Source organism: Sphingomonas sp. PP-CE-3G-477 (assembly GCF_003050745.1).
GTDB lineage: Bacteria > Pseudomonadota > Alphaproteobacteria > Sphingomonadales > Sphingomonadaceae > Sphingomonas.
The window spans coordinates 930,178-945,684 of the sequence record NZ_QAOF01000001.1 but is presented as its reverse complement, the minus strand read 5'-3'; the positions used below and the strand labels follow the sequence as shown (position 1 = coordinate 945,684).

19 protein-coding genes and 1 other RNA gene are annotated in these 15,507 nt (G+C 65.4%); 13 read left to right on the top strand and 7 right to left on the bottom strand.

All coding sequences use genetic code 11. The features are described from left to right. Positions 1 to 63 precede the first annotated feature (63 nt). A complete protein-coding gene (locus C8J45_RS04425) occupies positions 64 to 1,704 on the top strand; it encodes an alkaline phosphatase family protein (protein ID WP_107962261.1) in 1,641 nt (546 codons plus the stop codon). Positions 1,705 to 1,923: 219 nt separating this feature from the next. Here C8J45_RS04425 and C8J45_RS04420 read toward each other — a convergent pair whose 3' ends face one another. Next, positions 1,924 to 2,844 carry a right-handed parallel beta-helix repeat-containing protein gene (locus C8J45_RS04420; RefSeq protein WP_107961992.1) on the bottom strand — a complete coding sequence of 307 codons (921 nt, stop codon included), beginning with the start codon at positions 2,842 to 2,844 and terminating at the stop codon, positions 1,924 to 1,926. Between the two features lie 252 nt (positions 2,845 to 3,096). Here C8J45_RS04420 and C8J45_RS04415 point away from each other — a divergent pair, with 252 nt between their 5' ends. Further along, entirely contained in the window at positions 3,097 to 4,305 is a 1,209-nt protein-coding gene (locus C8J45_RS04415) for a cation:proton antiporter (protein ID WP_107961991.1), read from the top strand. Between the two features lie 41 nt (positions 4,306 to 4,346). On the opposite strand, the gene pspF is transcribed toward C8J45_RS04415, so the two are convergent. After that, positions 4,347 to 5,384 (bottom strand): phage shock protein operon transcriptional activator, encoded by a 1,038-nt coding sequence (pspF, locus tag C8J45_RS04410; RefSeq protein ID WP_107961990.1) that lies wholly within the window; start codon positions 5,382 to 5,384, stop codon positions 4,347 to 4,349. A gap of 172 nt (positions 5,385 to 5,556) precedes the next feature. Here pspF and C8J45_RS19085 point away from each other — a divergent pair, with 172 nt between their 5' ends. The 9 genes from C8J45_RS19085 (at position 5,557) to C8J45_RS04370 (ending at position 8,876) form a co-directional block, all read left to right on the top strand. Then, the gene (locus C8J45_RS19085; RefSeq protein WP_181321087.1) at positions 5,557 to 5,700 is read left to right on the top strand and encodes a hypothetical protein; all 144 of its coding nucleotides are present in this window, start codon (positions 5,557 to 5,559) and stop codon (positions 5,698 to 5,700) included. Between the two features lie 54 nt (positions 5,701 to 5,754). Continuing rightward, positions 5,755 to 6,420 (top strand): phage shock protein PspA, encoded by a 666-nt coding sequence (pspA, locus tag C8J45_RS04405; RefSeq protein ID WP_055878009.1) that lies wholly within the window; start codon positions 5,755 to 5,757, stop codon positions 6,418 to 6,420. 1 nt (position 6,421) lies between these two features. Further along, positions 6,422 to 6,709, top strand: coding sequence for an envelope stress response membrane protein PspB (gene pspB, locus C8J45_RS04400; protein ID WP_056058227.1), 288 nt, complete (start codon positions 6,422 to 6,424; stop codon positions 6,707 to 6,709). Position 6,710: 1 nt separating this feature from the next. Further along, positions 6,711 to 7,094: an envelope stress response membrane protein PspC gene (pspC, locus tag C8J45_RS04395; protein WP_056482352.1), complete on the top strand. Its 384-nt coding sequence runs from the start codon at positions 6,711 to 6,713 to the stop codon at positions 7,092 to 7,094. Between the two features lie 27 nt (positions 7,095 to 7,121). Beyond that, a complete protein-coding gene (locus tag C8J45_RS04390; RefSeq protein WP_056058221.1) occupies positions 7,122 to 7,433 on the top strand; it encodes a bZIP transcription factor in 312 nt (103 codons plus the stop codon). An 11-nt stretch (positions 7,434 to 7,444) separates the two neighbouring features. Continuing rightward, a complete protein-coding gene (locus C8J45_RS04385) occupies positions 7,445 to 7,729 on the top strand; it encodes a hypothetical protein (RefSeq protein ID WP_056058216.1) in 285 nt (94 codons plus the stop codon). A gap of 24 nt (positions 7,730 to 7,753) precedes the next feature. After that, entirely contained in the window at positions 7,754 to 8,002 is a 249-nt protein-coding gene (locus tag C8J45_RS04380) for a hypothetical protein (protein WP_107961989.1), read from the top strand. 11 nt (positions 8,003 to 8,013) lie between these two features. Beyond that, positions 8,014 to 8,253 (top strand): hypothetical protein, encoded by a 240-nt coding sequence (locus tag C8J45_RS04375; protein ID WP_107961988.1) that lies wholly within the window; start codon positions 8,014 to 8,016, stop codon positions 8,251 to 8,253. 215 nt (positions 8,254 to 8,468) lie between these two features. After that, positions 8,469 to 8,876 carry a SufE family protein gene (locus C8J45_RS04370; RefSeq protein WP_107961987.1) on the top strand — a complete coding sequence of 136 codons (408 nt, stop codon included), beginning with the start codon at positions 8,469 to 8,471 and terminating at the stop codon, positions 8,874 to 8,876. A gap of 56 nt (positions 8,877 to 8,932) precedes the next feature. Here C8J45_RS04370 and C8J45_RS04365 read toward each other — a convergent pair whose 3' ends face one another. Both C8J45_RS04365 and C8J45_RS04360 read right to left on the bottom strand, forming a co-directional pair. Beyond that, positions 8,933 to 9,280: a hypothetical protein gene (locus C8J45_RS04365; protein ID WP_107962260.1), complete on the bottom strand. Its 348-nt coding sequence runs from the start codon at positions 9,278 to 9,280 to the stop codon at positions 8,933 to 8,935. Beyond that, complete coding sequence (locus C8J45_RS04360; protein ID WP_107961986.1) at positions 9,277 to 9,816, bottom strand: J domain-containing protein; 540 nt, start codon at positions 9,814 to 9,816, stop codon at positions 9,277 to 9,279. The genes C8J45_RS04365 and C8J45_RS04360 overlap by 4 nt, the downstream gene beginning before the upstream one ends. 216 nt (positions 9,817 to 10,032) lie before the next feature. Between C8J45_RS04360 and C8J45_RS04355 the strand changes: the two genes are divergently transcribed. Then, entirely contained in the window at positions 10,033 to 11,613 is a 1,581-nt protein-coding gene (locus tag C8J45_RS04355) for a SulP family inorganic anion transporter (RefSeq protein ID WP_107961985.1), read from the top strand. Further along, entirely contained in the window at positions 11,610 to 12,248 is a 639-nt protein-coding gene (locus C8J45_RS04350; RefSeq protein WP_107961984.1) for a carbonic anhydrase, read from the top strand. Before C8J45_RS04355 ends, C8J45_RS04350 begins: the two co-directional genes overlap by 4 nt. 21 nt (positions 12,249 to 12,269) lie before the next feature. Here the strand turns inward: C8J45_RS04350 and C8J45_RS04345 are convergent, their stop codons facing one another. The 3 genes from C8J45_RS04345 to C8J45_RS04335 all read right to left on the bottom strand — a co-directional run bounded on the left by C8J45_RS04345 (position 12,270) and on the right by C8J45_RS04335 (position 15,505). Continuing rightward, positions 12,270 to 14,288: a hypothetical protein gene (locus C8J45_RS04345; protein WP_146168566.1), complete on the bottom strand. Its 2,019-nt coding sequence runs from the start codon at positions 14,286 to 14,288 to the stop codon at positions 12,270 to 12,272. Between the two features lie 13 nt (positions 14,289 to 14,301). Beyond that, positions 14,302 to 14,686, bottom strand: an RNA gene (gene rnpB, locus C8J45_RS04340) — RNase P RNA component class A. A 186-nt stretch (positions 14,687 to 14,872) separates the two neighbouring features. Continuing rightward, positions 14,873 to 15,505 carry an N-acetylmuramoyl-L-alanine amidase gene (locus C8J45_RS04335; protein WP_374956421.1) on the bottom strand — a complete coding sequence of 211 codons (633 nt, stop codon included), beginning with the start codon at positions 15,503 to 15,505 and terminating at the stop codon, positions 14,873 to 14,875. Positions 15,506 to 15,507: the final 2 nt, after the last annotated feature.

The following is a 15,507-nucleotide window of genomic DNA, read 5'->3' as shown; positions in this document are numbered from 1 at the left end:
TCTCGTATTGCACTTCAAAGCGACGGCCCCGTTTAATGGTCGTTGCTGGCTAAAGGACTGTTCGTGAAAGCACTTATCGCCGCGCTCCTGCTGACTTCGGCCGCTTCGGTCTCTGCCCAGACCTCACCGACACCCGCGCCACCTGCGCCGGCGACTCCGACGACCCCGCCAAAACTGATCATCGCGATCTCGGTCGACCAGTTCGCCGCCGACCTGTTCCAGCAATATCGCAACCACTATACCGGCGGCTTCACGCGCCTGCTGAACGGCGCAGTGTTTCCGAGCGGATATCAGAGCCATGCCGCGACCGAGACGTGCCCGGGCCACTCGACGATCCTGACCGGCATGCGGCCCGCGCATACCGGGATCATCGCCAACAACTGGATCGACCAGCGCGCCGGCCGGCCCGACAAGGTCGTCTATTGCTCGGAGGACGAACGCGTCACCGGCAGCACGCACGACAGCTACACCGTGTCAGACATGCATCTAAAGGTGCCGACGCTGGGCGAGATGATGAAGGCGCGCGATCCGCGGACGCGCTCGGTCTCGGTCGCGGGCAAGGATCGCGCGGCGGTGATGATGGGCGGCCACAAGGTCGACGAGCTTTGGTGGTGGGACGGCAAGACCTATGTCTCCTACGCGGGCCGCGCGGTGCCGCCCGCTGTGCAGCGCACCCGCGACGCGGTCGCCGCGCTGATCGCCAAGCCGCAGGCGGCGCTGCCGCTGCCCGGCTATTGCGCAGGCGTGAACCATCCGATCGTGATCGCGGGCAAAACCTACGGCCAGGGGCGCTTCGAGCGCGACGCCGGCGACGCAAAGGGCTTCCGCGTATCGCCCGCCTCCGACGCCGCGGTGTTCGCGATGGCGGCGGCACTGGTGCAGGACATGAAGCTCGGCAAGGGTCCGCCGACCGACATCATCGATATCGGCGCGTCGGCGACCGATTATGTCGGGCATACCTACGGTACGCAGGGCACCGAGATGTGCATCCAGATGGCCGAGCTCGACAAGACGCTGGGCGATTTCTTCGCGGTGATGGACGAGACCGGCGTCGATTACGAGGTCGTGCTGACCGCGGATCACGGCGCGCATGACGCGACCGAACGCCAGCAACAGCGCGCAATGCCAATGGAGGCGCACATGGACGAGAACGTGCTCGCCAAGCAGGTCGGCACCGCGATCGCGAAGGACATGGGGCTGCCGGGTAGCGTGCTGCTGGGGACCGAAGGCGACGTGTATATCGACGACACGCTGCCGGCGAAGACGCAGGCGAAGGTGCTTGCGGAGGCGCTGCGTCGCTATCGGGCGATGCCGCAGATCGCGGGCGCCTACTCCGCCGCCGAGATCATGGCGACGCCGATGGCGAAGTCTCCGCCCGAGACGTGGACGCTGATCGAGCGGGCACGGGCATCGTTCTATCCGGAGCGGTCGGGGCAGATGGTGGTGCTCCTCAAGCCGCGCGTGACGACGATTGTGTCGCCGGCAGGCGGCTATGTCGAGACGCATGGGTCGCCTTGGGATTACGATCGCCGCGTGCCGATCCTGTTCTGGCGCAAGGGGATGACCGGGTTCGAGCAGCCCTTGTCGGTGGAGACGGTGGATATCGTGCCGACCTTGGCGGCGACGATCGGGTTGCCGGTGTCGGGTTTGGACGGGCGGTGCTTGGATCTCGATCCCAGTGCTGCGAGCACGTGCGCTAACTGAACGCCGCGCCTTACCGACAAGCCTGTTCTCTCGCGAAGGCGGGAGCGCAGGCTGGACTCCCGTCTTCGCGAGAGAACAATCTTTTGGGTGGGCGCTGCTTCCCACGAAATCCGTCATCCCAGCGAAAGCTGGGATCTTCCCATGACCGCACGAGCCCATCCCAACCGGGATACCGCAGGTTTCGCTGGGGTGACGAATAGTGGGTAGACGCGGATCAACTCAGCGCGTCTCGAACGGCCGCAGCCCCGCCCCCAGACGGTTCGCCCCGATCGCCAGCTTGTCATGGCTGTAGTCCGCGACGAATACCGGGCTGGTCGCATCGCCCGGCGACAACCGCGCGTCATTCCCTTCGATCCGCAGCCCGGTCGAGCCGAACGTCTTGGCCTCTGCCGCCACGACGATCAGGCCGCTGTGATTCTCCTTGTGCGAACCCTGCACGAACGTGTTGCGTGCGATCAGGCCGGTGCCGCCGTCGGATAGATCGATCATGTAGTTCGTCTTGCGGCCGCCCGTATCGTCGAAGCTGTTGTCGGTGATCGTCACCGTCGGGCTGCGCAGCTTGACGTAATGCCCGCCGGTGCCGCGCTCGAACCGCGAGTTGGTCACCGTCACGCTGCCGTCATTGGCGAGATAGATCGCGTGCGAACAGCCCGGCGAGACGTCGCATTGGCCCAACCCGGAGAAGGTGGAGCGATCGACCGTGATCCGCTTGGTCGTCGGCCCGCCGCCCAATATGCCTTCCTGGCTGTTAAGGAACATCGAGTTGGTCACCGTGAGGTTACCCATCTCGATCCGGATACCGGCGCCATTGCCGTCGCGGACGCTGTACCCGCGAAAGACGATGCCATCGACCGCGGAGCCGAGCCCGCGCAGGACGAACGCTGCCTTGCCCTCGCACGCGACGCTGTCGAAGATGGCGGTCCCGGGCTGTACGGCCTTGAAAGTGATGTGCCCGCCCGCCTGCACCGCGCACTGCCGGTAGGTACCGGGCGCGATCAGGATCGTTGCCGTGCCCTGCTGGATCGACGACACCGCGTCCTGGAGGCTCGCGAACCCCTGGCCGTTGACGGTGAACGGCGCATTGGTCTGCGCCAGCGCCGGGACGGAGAACAGCGCAAGCGCCAGCAACGATCGTTTCATGGGACGTCCTTTCACGGTCACGATGCGCCTACCAGCCGGGGCGGTACGATGCGGCTCGAGGACTATCACCCGCGATCGATCGGCCCAACACCCGCCAGCACACTGCGTGTCCCGGAATGGCGCACCCCGGAGTGGCGCAAAAGGTTCGGTTCAATCCCGTCGCAACGGCGTATTGCCGCTACCGTCCGATCCGCATAATACCGCTACCGTAACAAAGCCGGCGGGGGGAACCGATCGGCGCGGGGGATCCACATGCACGCCATGACGCCGACGGAGGTCTTTCTCCTCGCGATACTTATCATCTTCACCGTGCCGTATCTGGTGTGGCGGCTTGGGCGGACCGATTACTGGGCGCCGCTGGTGGTTGTGCAGATCTTTGGCGGCATCCTGCTCGGACCGGGCGTGCTTGGCGCGGCGTATCCCGACTATTATGCGACGATCTTCACACCCGCGACGATGGGCTCGTTGAACGGCATCGCCTGGTGGGCGGTGATGATGTTCGTGTGGGTCGCGGGCATCGAACTCGATATCGGCGAAGCGTGGAAGCGGCGGGGCGAGACCGGCGTGACGGCAGGCCTGGCGCTCGCGGTTCCGCTGATCACCGGCAGCATCGCAGCGGCGCTGATGCTGCGCTACCCCGGCTGGCGGGGGCCCGACGGCGCGACGTGGCAGGTGGTGCTCGGCATCGGCATGGCCTGTGCCGTCACCGCGCTGCCGATCCTCGTGCTGTTCCTCGAAAAGCTCGAAATTCTGCGCCAACCGATCGGCCAGCGCATCCTGCGGTATGCGAGCCTCGACGACATCGCGATCTGGGGCGTGCTCGCGCTGATCCTGCTCGATTGGGAGCGCGTCGGGCGACAGGGTAGTTTCCTAGTTGGGTTCGCCGTGGCGACGTTGCTCGTGCGCAAGTTGATGGCGCGTATCCAGGAGAGTGACCGCTGGTATGTCAGCCTGATCTGGCTTGCCGGCTGCGGGTTCGCGGCGGACTGGGCGGGGCTGCACTTCATGGTCGGCGCGTTCCTGTCGGGCGCGGTGCTCGATTCGAAATGGTTCACGACCGCCAGGATGGACCAGTTCCGCCACTTCGTGCTGCTCGCGGTGATGCCCGTGTTCTTCCTGTCGACGGGATTGAAGACGCAATGGGCGGTCGGCGGCTATGCGGTGTTCGGTGCGGCGGCGTTGCTGCTGGTCGCGTCGGTCGGCGGCAAGCTGGCCGGGGTTCACGCGGCGGGGCGGATCCTGAAGTGGCGGCCGGGCGAGGCGTCGGCGATCGGCTGGCTGCTCCAGACCAAGGCGCTGATCATGATCATCTTCGTCAACATCCTGCTGGATAAGAAGATCATTACGAATGAGACCTTCACCGCGCTGCTGCTGATGGCGCTGGCGAGCACGATGCTGACGGTGCCGATGGTGGCGCCGAAGTTGAAGAAGCTGGCGGGGCTGGTGGGGAAGAGCGGGTGACGGAACACCTACGATCCTCCCCCTTGCGCGGGAGGATTACCTCAACCGCCCGCGTTTAGGAGGTCGTGGCGTTTCAGCGCATGGCGGAGTTGGTCGTAGCTCAGGCCTAGCGCTTCAGCGGTGGCGCGTTGGTTGAAGCGGTGCTCCGACAGCGCGCGCGAGAGCAGATCGCGCTCGAAGCGGGATACGCGGGACTTGAAGTCCGACGGGCCTTCCTCGCACGCGACGACCGGGTCCTCGCCTTCATCCGGTTCGGCTGCGCGCGGCGCCACAACCATCGGCTTCGGCGCGGTCGACGCTCCCGGCCGATGCGGCGACTGAAACGGGTCGATCTCGATCGCATCGATTGGCCCCGCCTGTTCCCAGCGATACACAGCGCGCTCGACGACGTTGCGGAGTTCGCGGACGTTGCCGGGCCAGCGGTATGCGATCAGCGCATCCATCGCCGCCGGGCCGAACCCCTCCCAGCGTTCACGCCCCAGCTCGGACGCCATGCGCCGGCCAAAATGCTCTGCCAACACCACAACGTCCCCGGTCCGCGCGCGCAGAGGTGGCAACGTCACCACCTCGAACGACAGGCGGTCGAGCAAATCGGCGCGAAACTCGTGGCGGTCGACCTTGTCGGGGAGATGCTCGTTGGTCGCCGCGACGATCCGCACGTCGACGCGCATCGGCCGCGACGAGCCGATCCGCGTGATCTCGCCATATTCGACCGCGCGCAACAGTCGGTCCTGCGCCGCCATCGACAGCGTGCCGAGTTCGTCGAGGAACAGCGTGCCGCCATCGGCCTCCTCGAACCGCCCTACCCTCGCCTTGGTCGCGCCGGTGAACGCGCCGGCCTCATGCCCGAACAATTCCGCCTCGATCAGCGTCTCGGGCAGCGCCGCGCAATTCATGATCACCAGCGGCTGATCCCACCGCGGCGACAGGCGGTGGAGGCGTTCGGCGACCAGTTCCTTGCCCGTTCCGCGCTCGCCGATCACCAGCACCGGACGGTCCAGCGCCGCCGCCCGCGATGCGCGTTCGAGCGCCGCCATGAACGTGCCGGACTCGCCGATGACCTGGGTTGTTCGCTCCATGGCGAAGATGTGGCGCGAATTCCCAACTCTTGGCAAGCTTGCGGTGCCACCCCGGCAGTCGAAATCGCGCAAACCCCTGCAAACCCGCCATTTTCAAAACTGGCACGAGAGATGCAAGGCTTCAGGCAACCCGCCGAATAGCGGAAACGACCATCCTTAAAGGGGACCCACCATGTTCAACACCAACATCGCCCGCACCGTCGCCGCCACCCTCTGCACCATCGTCGTCAGCGCAACCTGCGTCCTCGGCGCAGTCGGCCCCGCGATCGCAACCAACGCAACGCCCATCGCGGTCCATACCGCAATCGTGGCATAAGACTCCCGACGGACTCGCCACGAGCCTCGGGCCGACCCCTGGAGTAGGATTTACATGGGCATCTTTTCCCGCACCCGCGACATCGTCGCCGCCAACTTCGCCGATCTCATCGAGAAGGCCGAAGACCCGTCGAAGATGATCCGCATGATCATCCTCGAGATGGAGGAAACGCTGGTCGAGGTTCGCGCCTCCGCCGCGCGCACCATCGCCGACCAGAAGGAGATGCGCCGCCATATTTCAAAGCTGGAGCAGCTCCAGGACAACTGGACCGAGAAGGCCGAGCTGGCGCTGAGCAAGGACCGCGAGGACCTCGCCAAGGCAGCCCTGGTCGAGCGCCAGAAGGCGTTCGACATGGCCGAGCAACTGAAGGCCGAGGTCGGCGTGCTGGACGATGCGCTCCGCGCGTCGGAAGAGGACATCGCCAAGCTCCAGACCAAGCTCCGCGAGGCGCGCACCAAACAGAACGCGGTGCAGACCCGACTGGAGAGCGCGAACAACCGGACGCGACTTCGCGAGATGTACAACGGCCCGAAGACGCACGAGGCGTTCAGCCGGTTCGACATCCTCGACCGCCGCGTCGACGAGGCCGAGGGCCGCGCGGATGCGATGGGGCTCGGAGTCGTCAAGACGCTCGAGGAGGAAATCGCCGAGTTGCGCAGCAACGACAAGGTCGACGCCCAGCTCGCCGCGCTCAAGGCGCGCATGAAGAAGGACGATTGAGATGGATGACCTGATGCCCGTTCTCGTCTGCGCCGTGCTCTTCATCGGGCTGCCGTGGGTGATCCTGCACTACATCACCAAGTGGAAGCAGGCGCCGCGGATCACCGAAGAGGACGAACGGCTGCTCGACGAGATGCAGATGCTCGCCCGACGCCTCGAAGACCGCGTGATGACCGTCGAACGAATCATCGCCGCCGACAATCCCGACTGGAAGCCGGGCCTCGGCACGACGCAATCGCCGTATCTGTCGGACCATCAGTCCGACCGCACTTCTGATCGGAGGAACTGAGATGTCCGGCAGCCGCACACAGTTTTACCTCGATAAGCAGAACGCCAAGTGGAAGGGCGTCTGCGCCGGGATCGCCGACTATACCGGCGTCGATGCGCTCTTCGTCCGTGTCGGCATGGTCGTCCTGACGCTCGCCGGGGGCTTTCCCTGGACGCTGCTGGCCTATTGGATGGTTGCCTGGATGGGCCATGCCAAGCCGATCGGCCTGTACGAGACGCCCGACGACGCGAAGTTCTGGCAGGGCGTCCGCTCGAACCCAAAGCGCTCGACCGCCGAGGTCCGCAGCAAGTTCCGCGACATCGACCGCCGCCTCGCCGACATCGAGACGCACTATACCAGCCGCTCCAGCAACAGCCTCGCGGCAGAGATCGACAGCCTGCGTTGAGACGCGGCGTCAACAGGGAGAATGACTATGGCTTGGGGTGGACCAGGTTTCATTATCGCCATCATCGCGATCACGACCGTCGGCTGGATCGTCAACAACTGGATCCGTACGAAACACGGCTATCCGCCGAGCGACGACTGGGGCAACTCGATGAACTGGGGCGGCGGGCACAAGCAGGACCCGGCTGGCGAACGAAAGGTCGAGCTGCTCAGCAGCGAGAATGAGCGTCTCACCGGTCAGGTTTCCCGCCTCGAGGAGCGGATCGCGGTCCTCGAACGCATCGCCACCGATCCCGCCGAGCGCACCGCTCGCGAGATCGACGCCCTCCGCGACCGCTGAAGGACACGATCATGCTCAGCCCCTTGCTCATCCCGATCCTCGGCATCTGCTGCGGACTGCTCGCGATCTTCGGCGGTGTCTTCGTCAGGCCCTGGTTCGCGTATCGGCATCGCCGCATGGAACTCGACGCGCAGATGATCGCCGAGAAGTCCGCGCAATATGCGGCGCATACCGACCGCCTCGAACAGCGCGTCCGGGTGCTCGAACGGATCGTCACCGACCGCGGGATCGAGCTCTCGAACGAGATCGATTTGCTCCGCGATACCGGTCCCGCGACCGAACGCCTGGCCAACTAGACCGACCCGTTAGGAGACAAGATCATGAATGGTGGACAGGTGATGGTCGTGATGATCGTCCTGATCGTGATGATTACCGGCATCTTCAAATCGCGCCTCAAGAGTGCGCGGCACGGCGAGGCGCAGTCGCTGATGAACGATCCCGAGGCAGCACGCCTCCGCGACGAGGTGCAGCAGATGAAGGAGCGGATCCAGGTGCTGGAGCGCGTGATTACCGACAACCACAAGAGCGTCGATCTCGACCGAGAGATCGAACGGCTCCGCGACCGCTAGAGGAGGCGGACATGATCGAAGCGAACCTTTACATCACGCTCGCGCTGGCGAGCCTCGCGGGCCTCGCGATGATTGTCGCAGGCGGACTGGCCGGATGGCGCGGGTGGCTCTCACTGCGGCGGATGGAACTGGACCAGATGCAGGACGGTCGCATGCCGGTCGCGGTGTCGACCGGATCGCGGATCGAGATCGCGGATCTGAAGGAGCGGATCAAGAAGCTCGAGGCGATCGCTGCCGGGGTGGATCTCTGAGGCCGACCGACCGACTGACTGACTGACTGACTGACCGGCGCCCCCCTCTCTGGCCGTCACCCCAGCGAAAGCTGGGGTCTCATCATAACCGAGAGACCCCAGCTTTCGCTGGGGTGACGGAATGAGCCTCAGTGTAATGCAACCCGCTTGGCGCCACGAGTATAGCCAGCACCGGAGTGTTGCGACCGGACCTTCACCAGAGTAACCGCTCGCACATGCCCACTCTCACCGACATTCGCGAGGAATACGACTTCCTCGAACCCGACGATCGTTACCGCCTGTTGATCGACCTCGGCAAAGAGCTCGAACCGATGCCGGATGCGCTCAAGACCGATGCGACGTTGGTGCGGGGGTGTTCGGCGTCGGTTTGGGTCTATCCGACCACGACCGATGATGGCCGGCTCCATTTTCTCGCGGATTCGAATGCGGCGATAACCAAGGGGATCATCGCACTGGTGTTGCTGACGGTGCAGGATCAGGCGCCGGGCGCGATCGTCGCTACCGACATCATTGCGGAACTTGCGCCGTTCGATCTGAGCAAGCAGTTGAGTTCGAACCGCACGCAGGGGATTCCCAACATGATCGCGCTGATCCGAGAAACGGCCGAGCGGTACGCCACCTAGAACCGTGCCCTCACCCTTCCCACGACCAAGTGGCCGCGGGCCCCTTCCCTCTCCCCTCAGGGGAGAGGGAGAGACGCCGGAGGCGGCGAGGGTGAGGGCACGTCGCGGTGTTCGGTAAGGGTTGCAACGATTTCGTCCGTATCCGCACCAGCCGGCACCAGCATCCACCGGTCCGGCCGGGAGCCGTCGATCATCACCACCGCGTTCTTCGGGCACACGCCGAGACACTTGACCTCGACCACCCCGCGATCAGCCTTGCGGCCCCTCTTCACGCCGAGCGCCTGACGCAACAGTTTCACGAGCGACGTCCGGCCCTTTTCGCCAAACCCGCCATCCAGCTTCTTCGAGCATTTCCCGCAGACCAGAACGCTACCCTGCCAGCGACTGGCGAGGACACGGATCACGCCGGTTTCCACGTCCGCTGGTCTTCGGCCACCTTCAGAACCTCGTATGCTGCCTGCACGCCCTGAAATCGCTTCGCCGCGTCCTTGTCGTTCGGACGCACGTCCGGATGATTCGCCTTCGCCATCCGCCGCCACGCCGCACGCACGTCCTCGAAGGTCGCGTCGGGCTCGAGGTCAAGCACCTCCAGCGCGCGCATCTCGTCACGCGAGCGGCTGCCGTCGCCCGAACCGGCCCAGGCATAATGCTTGGGATCGGTAGAACCATCGGCGGTGCGCGTCTCCGCCGCTTCGCGCTCGGCCGCTTCCTCCGCGCTCAAGCCTTCGAAATAATTCCAGCCGCGATTATATTCGCCGGCGTGGTTCATGCAGAAATACCAGCGGTCCGGGCTGTTGGGCGACTTCGGCGCCGGGCAATTCCCGGGCTCGTTGCAGCCATGCCGGTCGCACAGCCGGACGGTCACCGCCTCGGTGCTCGCGCCATACTCGCGCCAGCGCGGGAAACCCCAGTCGGAAGATCGTGTCGTGCTTCTCGCCATAGCGGCCCGAGATAGTCGTCCCCGCGGACAACGCAACCGCACGCGGTGATCGCGCGCGAAACTCCCGCGTTCCGACAATCTCCCGCAGCGCAACATTCCGCCTTGAGTCAGCCACCGTTCATCGCTTACTGAACATGAACTATTTGTCATGTGGCATGGATAGACGCGTCCGGGTCGGACGTATTCCCAGCCGACACCTCAGCGACAGGAGCATCGGTGCCGACTCTCATTCCAAGGCTTACCACATGGCGCGCGGATCTTCCCGCCTCCATCGTCGTCGCGCTCGTCGCGCTGCCCCTCTGTCTCGGCGTCGCGCTCGCCTCGGGTGCTCCGCTGTTCGCGGGCGTCATCTCGGGGATCGTCGGCGGTATCGCGGTCGGCCTGTTCTCGAAGTCGCCGCTGTCGGTCAGCGGCCCAGCGGCGGGCCTGACCGTGATCGTGCTGACCGCGATCGAGAGCATGCCGAGCTACCAGATGTTCCTGATGGCGGTCGTGCTGGCCGGCGTCCTTCAGATCTGTTTCTCGCTGACCCGCGCGGGCATCCTCAGCGAATTCGTGCCGTCGTCGGTCATCACCGGGATGCTCGCCGCGATCGGCCTGATCCTGATCCTCAAGCAGATTCCGCACGCCGTGGGATTCGACCGGGAGGCGGAGGGCATCTTCGAATTCACCACCGCGAACGGCATCAACACGTTCGCGCGGATCTTCGACAGCCTGAGCGCTGCCGTCACGCCGGGTGCGATCCTGATCGCCTCGGTCAGCCTCGCCTTCCTGTTCTGGTGGGACGGCGCCAAGCCGAAGAACGGCCCGTTGCGTTTCGTCCCCGGCCCGCTGGTCGTCGTGCTGATCGGCATCTTCGGCAACGTTCTGCTTGGCGCGGTGAAGCCCGAATGGCAGCTCAAGGCGACGCACCTCGTTCAGGTGCCGATCACGCAGACATTGTCGCAATTCCCGTCGCTGTTCACCTTCCCCGATTTCTCCGGGATCACGATGGGCATCGTCTGGAGCAGCGCCGTGACGCTCGCGATCGTCGCCAGCCTCGAATCGCTGCTGAGCGTCAAGGCGGTCGACGAGATCGATCCGCGTCGCCGCTCGACCGATAAGAACTGGGAGCTGATGGCGCAGGGCGGCGGCAACATCCTGTCCGGCCTGATCGGCGGCCTGCCCGTCACCTCGGTGATCGTGCGCTCGTCGGCGAACGTCGATGCCAAGGCAGAAAGCAAGCTGTCGACGATGCTGCACGGCTTCTGGCTGCTGGTCAGCGTCGCGCTGATCCCGGCGGTGCTGAACCTGATCCCGCTGTCGGCGCTCGCTGCGGTCCTGATCGCGACGGGCTACAAGCTGACCAAGCCCAAGTTGTTCACCGAGCGTTACAAGCAGGGCTGGACCCAGTTCATTCCGTTCGTCGTGACGGTCGCCGCGATCCTGTTCACCGACCTGCTCGAAGGCATCCTGATCGGCATGGTCGTCGGCTTCGTGTTCGTGATCGCGCGCAATTTCCGTACCGCGATCACCTTCGCCTGCGACGATGAGGACTGCCTCGTCCGTGCCCGCCGCAACCTGTACTTCATCCACAAATACGAGTTGCAGAAGTCGCTCGACCGGGTGCCCGACAACGCAAACCTGCTGATCGACCTGTCGTCGACCAGTTACGTCGACCTCGACAACGTCGACATCATCAACGCGTTCATCAAGGGCGCCGAGTATCGCGGCATCACCGTACTCATCCGCGGCGATCTCGCGTTGCGCACGGTCAAGCTGATCAACGCCCCCCAGACCGAGGTCCGTTTCGCATGAGGCAGTACAAGCAGCTCCTGCTCGCCAACAAGGCGTGGGCGGCCGAGATCATCGAGGAGAGCGCCGACTTCTTCCAGCGCCAGCTGGTCGGCCAGAACCCGGAGTTCCTGTGGATCGGCTGCTCGGACAGCCGCGTCGGCCCGGAACAGATGACCATGACGCCGCCGGGCAACATGTTTATCCACCGCAACATCGCCAACCTCGTCAATCCCGACGACATGAACCTGATGTCGGTGCTCGAATATGCGGTGGACGTGCTCGGCGTGCGGCACATCATCATATGCGGGCATTACGCGTGCGGTGGGATTCGTGCGACGGTCGATGGCCGCACCACGGGAGCCGTCGACGCATGGCTCGCCCCCGCGCGCTGCGTCATGCACGACCATGCCGACGAGATCGACGCGCAGCCCGACCGCGAGCAGAAGGTCAACCGGCTGGTCGAGGTCAACGTCCGCGACCAGCTCCTCCGCCTCGCGCGCACGGCCACCATCCAGGGCGCGTTCGCCCGCGGGCAGGAAGTGCTGCTCCACGGCTGGGTCTACGACATCCGCGACGGGCTGATCAAACCGATGATGGAGATCGACTCGACGACCGTGCTGGAAAAGGTCGGCAGACCGGACAAGGTGCTGGTGTAGGCGGGCTGGTCACCTGCCGCCTCACCCCGGCAGCTTGAACCGCACACTATGCGACAGGCCGCCGCAGCCGACACCGCCATCGGGTCGGAACGTCTTGCTGTACCGTGCCCCGGCGATCGTCTGCACCCCGGCCTTGGTGAACACGAAGGGGGGGTAACTCAGCACCGCGCGCTGGTTGAGGACCCTGCCGTCGGCGCCGACGTCGAACTGTGTCCTGGTCCACCCTTCGAAGCCCCAGGCCATCGCCTCGTCGGGAAACGTCCCGCCGGCTGACAGGAAGCGTGGCGGCGCGTCGAGGATCGCACACTGGCTCGCTGCCAGCCCCGACCGGTCGAACGTCGCACGCGCCGTAGCGGTATCGCCCGCCTGTTGCTGCAGCGAGGCCAGTCGGATCAGCGCCCCGACCCGCATCGGATCGTTCGCCGCCAGCCGCTGGTCGTCCGCCACCTGTTGCAGCAGCACCGCACGACGGTTTCGCGCATTGGTCCGCTCGGCGATCAGCAACAGGATCGCCGAGCGTGCCTCGGGATCGTTCGCATAGACCGGCATCGATAGCAGCGGCGTGACGGCACGCGTGAACGCCCCGTCCTTCCAGCTGTCCGCGCTGGCCGTCACGCGCGCGCTGATATCGAGCGGCAGCCTGGCCGATGCGGGCGCGCCCTGCGCTTCGGCGATCGCCAGCGCACGCTTGGCGAACACGTTGGTATCCTCGCGCCCGACGACCGCATTATTGACCAGCTGATACAGCGGCGGCAGCGTCGCAAGCGAATTGGCGCCCGACTTCGTCTCTGCCGCCGCAAGAGCCGCGCGCTGGTTCACGACCGCGACGGCATCCGCCCCACGCTCCCCGGCCGGCAGCGACAGCCCCTTCGATTCGAGCCAGGTCGCCATGTCGGCATCAAGGAACTTGCCGATCGACGGGCGCTCGAACAGTGTCGAGCACCGCATCTCGATGCGGACGTTGTACCGGAAGAATGCCGGGAACGCCTTTGCCTGTTCCGGCGTCCAGGACCAGCCGCGGACCGCGCGGGCAAACTCCAGCGCGACCGCACCGCCTCCTGCCGCATAGATTGGCGAGACGTCTTTCACTACGCCGTCGTCGCCGACCGTGAACTCGACCACCGCCATGTCGGCAGGCCGCAGGTCGGCCTCGCCCCCGCATGGCGGCACATCCATTTGCACCGCCGGGTCGAACTCGCCCTTGGTCAGCCGCCCGGCGCCCGTCATCGCCATATATCGCCGCGCGTCGTCGGGCTTGCCCGCCATCAGCGAGGCGATCGCCGCGTCCGAGCGTGCGGACACGTCGTTGATATCGGTCTGCGAGGTCAGTCCGCCGAGCTGCTTGACCGCGTCGATCGCATAGACGCGCGCAGGCTCGTACGCGCCACGGTTGAGCGCCAGAATCGCATGACGGCGCGCGATCATCGCCTTCGTCTTGGCATCCGCCGGGGTGGTCTTCACCAGGGCATCGACACGGGCGAGGGCCGCCTCTGCGGCGGCGGGATCGGTGAACGTCCTGGTCTCCGCCAGCGCCAGCATCGCACTCGCCTTCAGCGACGGCGTATCGCCCGCCGCTTCCGCGCTCGCATAGGCATCGCTCGCGCCCGCATAGTCGAGCGCGTTCTGGGCGATGGTCCCGAGGTTGTAATAGGCCCGCCAACGATCCTCTGCGAGCGTCGGATCGGTCGCGGGCAACATCGCGAGCCCGGTTCGCGCCGCGGTCACCGCGTCGTCCGAGCGATCGAGCTTGAACAAGGCGGCACTCTTGCGAATGAGCGCGATGCCACGACTACGCGACCCCAGCTTGGTCCGTGCCTCGAGCTTTTCCCACGCTGTTAGCGCCGCGACCTTGTCGCCCTTCGCATCGAGGGCGGTTGCGGCGTCGAAATCATGCTGGACCGTCGTTGCAGGAGCTTGCGCAATCGCCGGGGCCGCCATCTGCACGATCGCGGCAGCGATCGCCGCCATGCTCGCGCCGAAAACCCCAACCCTGTCGAACCGCATCGCATCCCCCACGCGCCATTTGCGCACAGTCTGCAATGGTTCGGGATAGGATGCCAGAGGGTCTATAAGCCGGGTTCTGTCCATTTCCGATCCTTCGATGCGGAAGTTAGGCGACCATTCCTCTAGGACGACGGTTGCCCGCCGCCTCAAGCAATCAACCCGGGTGACGAGCTGAAACGAAGCCCATGTGCCACCCCTATTCGATCTTGCTCCCGGTGGGGTTTGCCGTGCCGCCCCTGTTACCAGGCGCGCGGTGCGCTCTTACCGCACCCTTTCACTCTGACCGCCCCGACCGAAGCCGAGGGTTGGCCGTCTGCTCTCTGTGGCACTTTCCCTGAGGTCACCCTCGCCGGGCGTTACCCGGCACCGTCGTTTCGCGGAGCCCGGACTTTCCTCGCGTGTCCGAAAACACCCGCGGCCGCCCGACCCTCTGGCGAGGCGAGCCCTAGCGCGGGTGCGGGCGATGCACCACAGTTTTTAGCGTGCGCTGCGATCCTCCCCCGCCAGGGGGAGGTGGCTGGCACTCGCCAGACGGAGGGGAAGGCAAGGGACAACCTCTGTTCCGTGCCCCCCCTCCGACACCTTCGGTGCCACCTCCCCCTGGCAGGGGAGGATCGTGATTAGTCGTCGCCCATCGGCTTCGGCAGCAACAGCGCCAGCAGGATGCACCGGCACTCCGCATCGACCTCGCCGTCGACGAGCTCCGGGCGGAACCGCCGCTGGAACGCCATCGTCGCCGCCATCCGGTTCTCGACATCATAGCCGAAGCGTTCGAGCGCGAGGCAGAAGCCGCCTTCGGTCCAGCCCGGGTCCATCAGATTCTTGGTCGGCCGCGGCAATGCCAGCCGGCGCCGCGCCAGTTCGTGCCACGGGAACAGCTCGCCTGGATCGCGCTTGCGCACCGGCGCGATATCCGAATGGCCGACGATGTTACCGCGCGTGATCTCGTGACGATCCTTGATCTCGGCGACCAGCGCCACGACCGATGCGATCTGCTCCGGCGGGAACGGACGATAGCCGAACTCATGACCGGGATTGACGATCTCGATGCCGACGCTGGCGGAGTTGACGTCGTCGACGTCGCGCCAGTGCGATTTGCCCGCGTGCCAGGCGCGCTTGTCCTCCGCGACCATCCGTAGGACCGTGCCGTCTTCCTCGACCAGATAATGCGAGGACACCTTCGCCTCGGGATCGCGCAGCCGAGCGATCGCCGACGCGCCGTCCTGCATCCCGGTATAGTGCAGCACGATCATCG